We start from the raw sequence: 9,452 nt of genomic DNA on the forward strand, positions 1-9,452 counted from the left end.
TGTTTCAGTTTTTCTATTAAGCTCAACATATATTTTAAAAGTTGCCGGTCACTTCTCATTTTACCTGATAGTGATCGCTTTTACTTTTGATATTCTGATGGGAGAATGAAACAGCCCTAGGGTAGGGCTGTTTCATTCTCGAAGAATAAAAAAAAGTAAGGTGAACAAACTCATTTTACATGAGTTTGTTCACCTTATCTTTTTATACTATGCAGAGGCTAATCGAAAAATTAAAGAAAGTCAAGGATTTTCGGAAAAGTTATGGAAAAAGACACCAGCTATGGGTCGTACTTTTAATCATTATCCTGGCAATTATGCAGTCCTATACTAACATCAGTCTTTAATGTAAATCATCCCTTTAATAATGTTTGGGAACACATTAAAAGTTATATTAAAGTGGAAAGGTATGGTGAAAGAGGGGGACAAGGGTATTATAATTGTGCCTAGTACATTAGTAGTTTGGTAGAAAGTGCTCAAACTTTTGCTCGAAAAATTCGAGGTCATTGGAACATAGAAAATCAGTTGCACTGGGTAAAAGACGTAATTTTTAAGGAAGATACTTTACCTTTAACTGACTTTCAAGCTGTTAGTAATTTGTCAATTCTCCCAACTATAGCTCTAAATCTTTTCAGAGGTTTAGGCTTTTTATCCTTTATCCTTTTATCCATTACAAAGGGGCAAAGATGGCTTGATAACAAGTGGTTCAGGCTTTGCGATTTGTTAGAATAAATCAGCCCTAGGGGCCGCTTGGGAATTCGGCAAAACCTTGGCCAGCCAAGCTATCCGCCAAAAAAACGCTAAAAAATAGTTAATATGTCCAGTTTGTTTCATCCCCTTTGTGGTAGTAACCTTAGTACCCTATTACGTTTATTTTTGACTAATGGCGGCATCGATCGCCCCAATTTCGCCCCGGCAACCCTGGCGCTGGCAGTTACCCTGGCGCGACTGCCTTTTTCTACCCTAGAACGAATTTTGATGACAGGGTTTTATGAGCGCCGCGTGCAGGTAAAAGCACCCATTTTTATTGTCGGCTATTGGCGCAGCGGCACGACCCATCTGCACAATTTACTCGGTCAATCGGAGCAATTTGGCTATATTTCGCCCCTAGCGGTGGGATTACCCTGGGATATCCTCGGTATCGTCCGCTTATTTCAACCGCTGCTAGAATTGGCCCTACCGAGCGATCGCCATGTGGATAACGTCGCTGTTACTCCCGATTCACCCCAAGAAGACTCGATCGCCCTGGCCAGCATGATCCCCCTTTCCTACTACCATGGTTTATACTTTCCCCAACGTTTTCAGTACCATTTCGATCGAGGGGTTTTTTTTCAGGGCTGCAGCGAGAAAGAAATCGCCACTTGGCAGCGTTGGCATACTCATCTATTAAAAAAAGTTTCCATCCATCAAAGAGGCAAACAATTACTAATCAAAAACCACGTTTATGCGGCACACATTGCCAAATTGCGAGCTATCTGGCCCGATGCTAAATTTATTCATATCTACCGCAATCCCTATCGAGTTTTTCCTTCAACCCGCCACTTTTTTACCCGCATCCTACCAGAACTAGCACTGCAATCCTACGATAATTTATCCACAGATGAAATCGAGCAGGTAATTCTAAAAAGTTATCCCCCAATGATCAATTCTCTCCTGCGAGATAGTGCCGATTTACCCGCCGATAGTTTTGTAGAAATTCGTTTTGAAGATTTAGAAAAAGAACCCCTAGCACAAATCGAGAAAATCTACGATCAACTGCAACTTCCCGACTTAAAAATATCTATGCCTCGCTTTGAGAAATATATCGCTAGTCTGCAAGGATATAAAAAAAATAATTATCCCCCAGAACCAAAAGCGATCGAATTAGTCGAATCTCATTGGCTACCATTTATTCAACGTTGGAATTATTTTTAGTCATCAGCTTTTTCAGTTATCAGTTATCAGTTATCAGTTATCAGTTATCAGTTATCAGTTATTAGTTATCAGTTATAATTCATAATTCCCCATCTCCCCACTACCCCACTTCCCGCTCTCCTAGACCTTTTAAACAGGATTTAGTAAGTACCTAAGCAAAATTAATTACACCTATCTAACTACTTCTTGCCTATTGCCTATTGCCTATCCTAACCAAGAAATTAATTTTGCACGACTACTTATGAAATATCTTAAATTTATCTTTCTGGGTTTAGGTTTTGTTTTACTAGGGGTAATTTTACGCAAAACAAATCTGCAAGAAGTTTGGCAACAAATCACCCTAGTCGGTTGGTGGGGAATGACATTAGTAATTATTTTTTATTTCCTAGAATTCCTCACCGATGTTTTTACTTGGCAACTAACTTTTAAAAGCATTCCTATCCAACCTCGATGGACAATTCGCCTATTATTAATTTACATGGTAGGGGCAGCCTTTAATCGCGTGACTCCCTTCGCTTCTTTGGGAGGAGAAGGTTTTAAAGCAGTGATGTTAAAAACTCACTATCAGATTAGCTATAAAGAAACCAGTGCCTCGATTATTCTGACCAAGACATTAAATACTGCTTCCCTTGTCTTCTTTGCAATTATCGGTTTTTTTCTGCTCCTAGCTTCCCCAAAATTCTCCAATTCTTTTAAAACTTTTACTGGATTAAGTCTCGCTATATTCTCCAGTTGTATCCTGATATTTTTCTTGATTCAGCGATTCCGTTTATCCTCCAGAATAGTTAATCGATTAGGTCATTCTTTTTTAGGTGATCGCCTAGCTAAACCTTTAGAAAATCTTCGCAGTGTCGATGATCGTTTAGGGGAATTTTACCGGAATCTGCCCCTATTTAGAAATGGCTTGATCGTCGGTTTTCTCAATTGGCCCCTCGGAGTTTTAGAAATCTATGTTTTAATGCAGTTTCTCCAACATCCGATCAGTTTTGCCGATGCTTGGTTATTTGATTCTGTCGCTCAATTAGTGCGTGCTGGAACCTTTTTTATTCCCGCTAATATCGGTACTTTAGAAGGTTCTTTAGTGCTGCTGGGTGCTTCCTTAACCGGGAGTCTAGAATTAGGTTTAGCGATTTCTGTAATTCGCCGGGTTAAAGATATTCTCTGGATTATATTAGGTTTATTGATCTGGTGGTTATTTTCCCTAAGACCAACTTTACCCGATCGCCCTTCAAAATAATCTCAATCATACTAAATCCGTTGAGTATAGGTAACATATCAGGATAGGCAAAAAACAAAAAGGGGAATAAATAATCAGTCTTTAATAACCAGATTTAGTATTATCAGTAACTTTTAAATTAGTACAAATATATGAACAACTGCGTGTAAGCATCCCACCGAAAAACTAATGCGCGGGGGGTTTGGGGGCGGCGCCACGCCCCCAACGGGGGGTTTGGGGGGTAGAACCCCCCAAAAGTCTGGATTGAGGACAAAAAATCTAGAAAGCACAGTTTTTAAAAATTTGCCAGGTTAAAGATGTTCTCTGGATTATATTAGGTTTATTGATCTGGTGGTTATTTTCCCTAAGACCGACTTTACCCGATCGCTCTTCAAAATAATCTCCATCAGTCAACCCCCGATTATTCATCCTGTAATTTTTCGCGCACATTGCGAACAATCCGCGATAATTCACTCTTTTCATCGACGCTAATTTTAGTTGGAGAACCACTAATAATCCGCTCGTAATTGCGGAAAGAATCCTTGATATCCGCCCCATCCTGACTGATAGTATATTCACGAATCCCTTTATCGTGCCAAGAACCGCGCATCTTAAAGACGTTAATCGCTCGCGACATTTCGCCGCGAATTTCCACATACTGCAACATTAAAATCGTGTCGGTAATCGTAGAAATATGGGATTCGGTGATCGAGTGCGCTCCCATGAATTGGTCGGTGGTATTGGTGAAAAATCCCGTAATTTCCTCCTGTTTGGCGTATCCTGTCACCCCGATCACAAATTGCCGAAAAGCATTATTTGTCACCCCGCGCGCGAGCGCCGATAGAGAATCGATGGCAATACGGGAGGGTTTAAATTCCGAGATTTCCGACTTAATCATCTGTAAATGGTCTTCTAATCCCGCCGATTCGGGGTAAGAACACAATAATTTTAATAATCCCTTGCGTTCCATCTCCTCAAAATCGATCCCCCAAGAAGAAGCATTTCGGGACAATTGGGCGCGAGATTCTTCATAAGCGAACAAAATCGCCCGCTCACCGCGCCGACAGCCTTCTTCCAGAAATTTACTGACTAAGAGAGTTTTACCCGTACCTGTTGCTCCTGTAGCCAAAATAATCGAATCCTTGAAAAAACCGCCCCCACACATATCATCGAGGGTTTTTACTCCCGAAGAAATGCGGACATTAGAGGAGCGCTGAGTTAAACGCATCGCACCGAGGGGGAAGATATTAATGCCATCATTGGTGATAGTAAAGGGATATTCCCCCTTCATGTGGGTTGTTCCCCGTAATTTGAGGATTTCCGCCGTTCTGCGTCGCCTTTCTCCCTCTAGCACGTTCCGCATAATTACCACATTATCAGAGACAAATTCCTCTACACCAAAACGGGCCACCGCTCCGTATTCTTCGATACGTTCCGTGGTCATAATTGAAGTCACTCCTAATAATTTTAACCGGGCCACGAGCCGAAAAATTTCCCGCCGCACCACTGACACCGCTTCGTACTGCTGAAAAACAGCAGTTACAGAGTCAATTGATACCAGTTTTGCTTTATATTTGGTAATTGCGTATTGAATGCGCTCGATTAGGGCCGAAAGATCAAAACTACCCACCACCTCTTGACCTTCCGGATCTGGAGAAGCATCGAGAATAAATAACTTACCCTGGTCAATTAATTCTTCTAAATCCCAACCAAAACTATAGGCATTTTGAATGATATCGGTGGGAGATTCTTCAAAAGTAACAAACAGGCCCGGATAGTCAAAATACTTGATCCCATGGTAGAGAAACTGCACGGCAAGCAGGGTTTTTCCCGTGCCAGAAGTGCCACTAACTAAGGTAGTTCTCCCCATGGGTAAACCACCGTGAGTGATCTCATCAAAACCTTCAATTAGGGTTCTAATTTTGCGAACACCTTTCGGTTTAATCGGTGGATTCAATTGGCTATTAGAGTTAGATTGAGTCATTATTTATCCAGCGAATATTTAAAGAGTAGGATTTTTATCTAATTTTTCCACAGAAACATATCAGGCCTGACTAGATACTTTATACCATCTCGATTCCCATTGACTCTTGACTTTCCCATAGACGTACTAGATTACTCCCCGATCATTTCTCCTGCAATAAATATAACCCGTCTAATCACCTATTGCCGAAGGCCTAGCTATCATTTTCTCGTTCACGAATTTCCTCGTACAGTAAGTCTAAACCGATTAGAACCTTCTCTCGATCGGACAAATCACCGATAATTTTCCGCACCGGGGGAGGGAGGACTTTCGCGAGGGTAGGAGTAGCGAGAATCTTGTCTTCCTCCGCTAGTTGCGGGTTTTTCAGCACGTCAATCACCTTGAGCGCATACACTCCCTGAAATTCCTCTTCTAGGATATTTTTCAGGGTTTTCAAGGCGCGCACGGAGTTGGGGGTATTCCCAGCGACGTACAGTTTTAAAACATAGGTTTTTTTAAAGACGCTCATAGGTTAAGATCAAAGGGGCTGGGGATATGAGTTCATTGTTATTTATTGGGGATATTTTAGTCTATTCCCAATAATAAATCATAAGGGATATCCTCGCGAGGTATGGAACGACGGTACATTTCCCCCAAGTGAGCAAGGATATCAATGAGAGCGAGACGATAATCTAGGAGAATTTCCTCACTTCTGCCTTCTAATTTTAACTGTTGGGAAAATTCATCCATTAACTCCATGTGAATTTCTAGAATTTGCGACACTGAGAGATCGGTAAAAAAGACATTATTAACCAACTCATCGATCGCTTGATTGATCGGATAATCCTGTTGGAAGTAATTTAAAATAATCTCCCGATAATCTCTTCTTAATTCCCGCAGTAATTCGTTTTTTTCCTCTGGGGCAAGATTGCGATAAAATAGCTGCGGGTTGCGTTTGTAGTAAACACCTAAATAGCCGAGTCTTTCTTTTAATTTTTCCGCTAAACGGCGCTGTTGTAGGAGGAGAAAACTGTGATTATTTTCCACGGGATTTGGTTGGTTAACAATCGTGGTAGGTTCGGAAAAAGAGCAATTAGGAGCTAAATGGAGAAATCGAGCGATCGCTTGGTCGATTACCGAGGTGATGCTGTCTAATTCCTTGACGGTAATTTGTAATTCGGCACTATGATAGAGACAGGTGGGAGAGTCATTCGTCTCGGCAGTGATGTTCTTGTCAGCGACAATGATCACTACTGGCAGTAAAATCCCCCCTTCGTAGAGTTGATTAAAAGTCGGCTGTAGGGAAGGATGAAAGACCACCAGCAAACAATCGATTTTTTCCTTCTGTGCCTCGATATTAGCCAGTAATTCGCTAGAAGACGACCCTAGGGTTAGATTATAGCGTTCATTAGCCAATAAAGCCGTCAAAGAATTAACCAGCCCCAGAGGTGAACTCACTCCCGTCAAGGGTGAGTCCGTTGGGACAAAAGCATAAATAGTCAGTCTCGGAGGCAACGTTTTCTCACCCGCAAGGTAGATAGAAAATAACAAACAATAGGTTAGGCTTTCTCTGTTGAGAAGACAACCCCCCCCGCCATCAGCTAAGGGAAGTTAAAGTTAACTTTGCTTTTTGGCAGTGGGTATCGTAGTTAATTGTAATCAATGGAGCGGTTCTCTAGATGAGCGAGCGTCATAATCAAGCTAAATTCAAGTTCTAGGACGACTAATAGTTTGGCCATCAGTTTGTTAATTATGCCCTAAAGTTACCGCCACCGCCCCCTAATTATCCCCATGCCTAGCGTTACCCTCAGCCTCCATTACTTTAATCAATCCGTCACTACCTGTGAATTAATTGTTGACAGGGCTAGTCTTTTAGATCTAATTAACACGGGCAATCCGGAAGTGATCGTAGTGGTGGATGAGAGGTATTGTCCCCTAGGACTGATTGAGAGTCAAGCCCTGATTGCTTACCTCCTCTATCAACAACAGCACCCCGAAATCAGAAACCCCTCCCCCAACCGTCTGGATCTGAGCGGTTGGCTGCGTCCGATTATCCCTCTTAACTCGCACATGGCCGTGAGTGAGTTTCTGGCCACCCTGAGGGGAGAAGCGATCGCCTTAGCCCCTATTTTAGTGGATACTCAGGGCAAACTGTTAGGACGCTTAGACACGGGCAAACTTCTCCAATTTTGTCTCGGGCGCTCGATTCTCGATGATCCTGCCCCGCAGCCCCGCATCAGCGATCGCAATCCCCCCCCCCGCAGCGATCGTCCTCTGGAATTTCTGGAACAATTACCGCTGCCGCTGCTGCTCTACAGTCCAGAAGCAGGGATTTTATACCAAAATCAGGCTTGGTGTCAACAAATCGGGGCAGCTTTCCCCGCTAATATCGATAACTCTGCCTTGGCTTTAGTTAATGACCCCTTAACCCTCCCATCCCCCACTCCCCCCCTGTTTCCCCAGCGTCTAGAAACGGTGACATCGGGTGTAGCCAAGACTTGGCGCCTGTTGTCCGTGCCGTTAAATTTAACGGATAATTATCCTTTGATCGAGAAAACTTCGGGACTGTGGTTACTGTTAGCCACCGATATCACGGAACAACAGCAATATTGTCAGGAATTAGCGGTTAAAAATGCCGATTTAGTCCATTTAAATCGTCTTAAGGATGAATTTCTCGCCTGTGTCAGCCATGAGTTTAAATCGCCCCTCACCGCCGTTATCGGTCTTTCCAATCTGCTGCGGGAACAAAAAATCGGTGAACTTAACCCCCGACAGTCCAAATATGCCGATTTAATCTATCGCAGCGGTCGTCAGTTGATGGCTTTGGTCAATGATCTCCTCGATTTAACCCGCCTAGAGACAGGACAACTACAATTAACTTTATCTAGAGTCAAAATCGATCGCCTCTGTCAACGGGTGTACGATATCATCGTCGATAAATATCCCCAACGTCTAGATATCCCCAGCAGCTATCGTCTTGACATCGAATCCGGGTTAGATTATGCCCTGGCCGATGAAGCCCGTTTGCAACAGATGTTAGTGCATTTGTTAGATAATGCGGTTAAATTCACCATTGATGGCGGTAATTTGGGCATTAAAGTCAATCGTTGGGAAAATTGGCTGGCTTTTACCGTCTGGGATACGGGGATCGGTATTCCAGAAGAATCCCAGCATCTGATTTTTCAGAAATTCCAACAGCTAGAAAGTCCTTTCACCCGTCAATTTGAGGGTGCAGGTTTAGGTTTAGTCCTCAGCCAAAAATTAGCGCGCTGTCACGGTGGCGATCTATCCTTTGTCTCTAGGGACAGGGAAGGCAGTCAATTTACCTTACTGCTGCCGGTTCATCCCCAAAGTGCCGATCAGGAGTCCGCCACTCCCCAGCGTCTGGTGTTAGTGGTGGAAGCTAATCCCCAAGTGATCGAACAATTTGTCGATCGATTGAGTGAATTGGGATTAAAAGCTATTATCGCTCGTAGCGGCACTGAGGCGATCGAAAAAGCCCGGCAGTTAAAACCCCGTTGTGTTTTTCTCAATCCCAATCTCCCCCTCTTGTCCGGTTGGGATGTGTTAACGCTGCTGAAATCCCATCCCCAAACCAAAGATATAAAAGTTATTGTCACCGCCGCCGATTCTGAGCGCAACCGCAGTCAACAGCAAGGGGCCGATAGTTTTCTGGTTCCGCCAATCACCTCGGCAGCCCTGCAAGCTTGCTTAAATCTGACCGTTTCCCCTGTTCCTAGCCGAAAACGGCGCACTGCTCCGACTCTGCTGCGTTTACACGGTCATTATGCCCCCAATTTCTCCGATTTATCTTCCTTTAGCTGGATTTGGAATAATCAATTAGTTCGGGAGAATTATCGTTTTATTGAGGCCGATAGTTGCGAACAGGCGGAACTTTTAGCCACTGTCTGGGAGGTGGACGCTATCTTAATCGATAGTTCGATCGCAGAAGATTTATACTCTTATCTGCAAACCTTGAGCAAGTCGGAAACCCTCGCTAATTTACCCCTAGTCACCCTTGATGTGGCTGTCACTGAGGTGGCCAATCAAATCCCCGGTTTAGCCGTTTTTCCCTGTTTGGCCCCCCCGACGGAAAACCGCATCGAACAGCTATTAAAGGTGATCGAGACTGCTGATCTGGCTTTTTCTCGCCACTTGAGCGGCGATCGCATCCTGTAGGGGCGAAGCATTCGGGCAATAACCTATCGGTGAAACCCCACACCCCAGCTGCCCCCCCCGATCCCCTAGGGTTGATTCATTTAAATTAAGTATAGCTAATTTTGAGTCAATAAATTTGACTGAAGATTCTCAATTTTATCTTTCTCTAACCAAAAGAGTTAGTCACAATAACTAATATTTAAT

Annotated in this window: 6 protein-coding genes and 1 pseudogene; 4 read left to right on the forward strand and 3 right to left on the reverse strand. The window is 43.4% G+C overall.

Annotation, left to right across the window (positions count from 1 at the left end; all coding sequences use genetic code 11):
* Window positions 1–336 precede the first annotated feature (336 nt).
* The 3 genes and pseudogenes from EWV66_RS09750 to EWV66_RS09760 form a co-directional block, all read left to right on the forward strand.
* A pseudogene (locus EWV66_RS09750) lies at window positions 337–729 on the forward strand (ISAs1 family transposase); the annotation flags it as partial.
* A gap of 84 nt (window positions 730–813) precedes the next feature.
* Window positions 814–1,911 carry a sulfotransferase family protein gene (locus EWV66_RS09755; RefSeq protein ID WP_052276075.1) on the forward strand — a complete coding sequence of 366 codons (1,098 nt, stop codon included), beginning with the start codon at window positions 814–816 and terminating at the stop codon, window positions 1,909–1,911.
* Window positions 1,912–2,152: 241 nt separating this feature from the next.
* Window positions 2,153–3,148, forward strand: coding sequence for a lysylphosphatidylglycerol synthase transmembrane domain-containing protein (locus EWV66_RS09760; protein ID WP_052276076.1), 996 nt, complete (start codon window positions 2,153–2,155; stop codon window positions 3,146–3,148).
* 400 nt (window positions 3,149–3,548) lie between these two features.
* On the opposite strand, the gene kaiC is transcribed toward EWV66_RS09760, so the two are convergent.
* The 3 genes from kaiC to EWV66_RS09775 all read right to left on the reverse strand — a co-directional run bounded on the left by kaiC (window position 3,549) and on the right by EWV66_RS09775 (window position 6,605).
* On the reverse strand, window positions 3,549–5,111 hold the full coding sequence (kaiC, locus tag EWV66_RS09765) for a circadian clock protein KaiC (RefSeq protein WP_002760201.1): 1,563 nt from the start codon (window positions 5,109–5,111) through the stop codon (window positions 3,549–3,551).
* A gap of 193 nt (window positions 5,112–5,304) precedes the next feature.
* On the reverse strand, window positions 5,305–5,619 hold the full coding sequence (gene kaiB, locus EWV66_RS09770; RefSeq protein WP_002733742.1) for a circadian clock protein KaiB: 315 nt from the start codon (window positions 5,617–5,619) through the stop codon (window positions 5,305–5,307).
* A 56-nt stretch (window positions 5,620–5,675) separates the two neighbouring features.
* Window positions 5,676–6,605, reverse strand: a complete 930-nt coding sequence (locus tag EWV66_RS09775; protein ID WP_287107690.1) for a circadian clock protein KaiA — start codon at window positions 6,603–6,605, stop codon at window positions 5,676–5,678.
* A 276-nt stretch (window positions 6,606–6,881) separates the two neighbouring features.
* Here EWV66_RS09775 and EWV66_RS09780 point away from each other — a divergent pair, with 276 nt between their 5' ends.
* Window positions 6,882–9,269 (forward strand): hybrid sensor histidine kinase/response regulator, encoded by a 2,388-nt coding sequence (locus EWV66_RS09780; protein WP_287107691.1) that lies wholly within the window; start codon window positions 6,882–6,884, stop codon window positions 9,267–9,269.
* The last annotated feature ends 183 nt before the right edge of the window (window positions 9,270–9,452 follow it).

Source organism: Microcystis sp. M_OC_Ca_00000000_C217Col, from assembly GCF_007095585.1.
Taxonomy (GTDB): domain Bacteria; phylum Cyanobacteriota; class Cyanobacteriia; order Cyanobacteriales; family Microcystaceae; genus Microcystis; species Microcystis panniformis.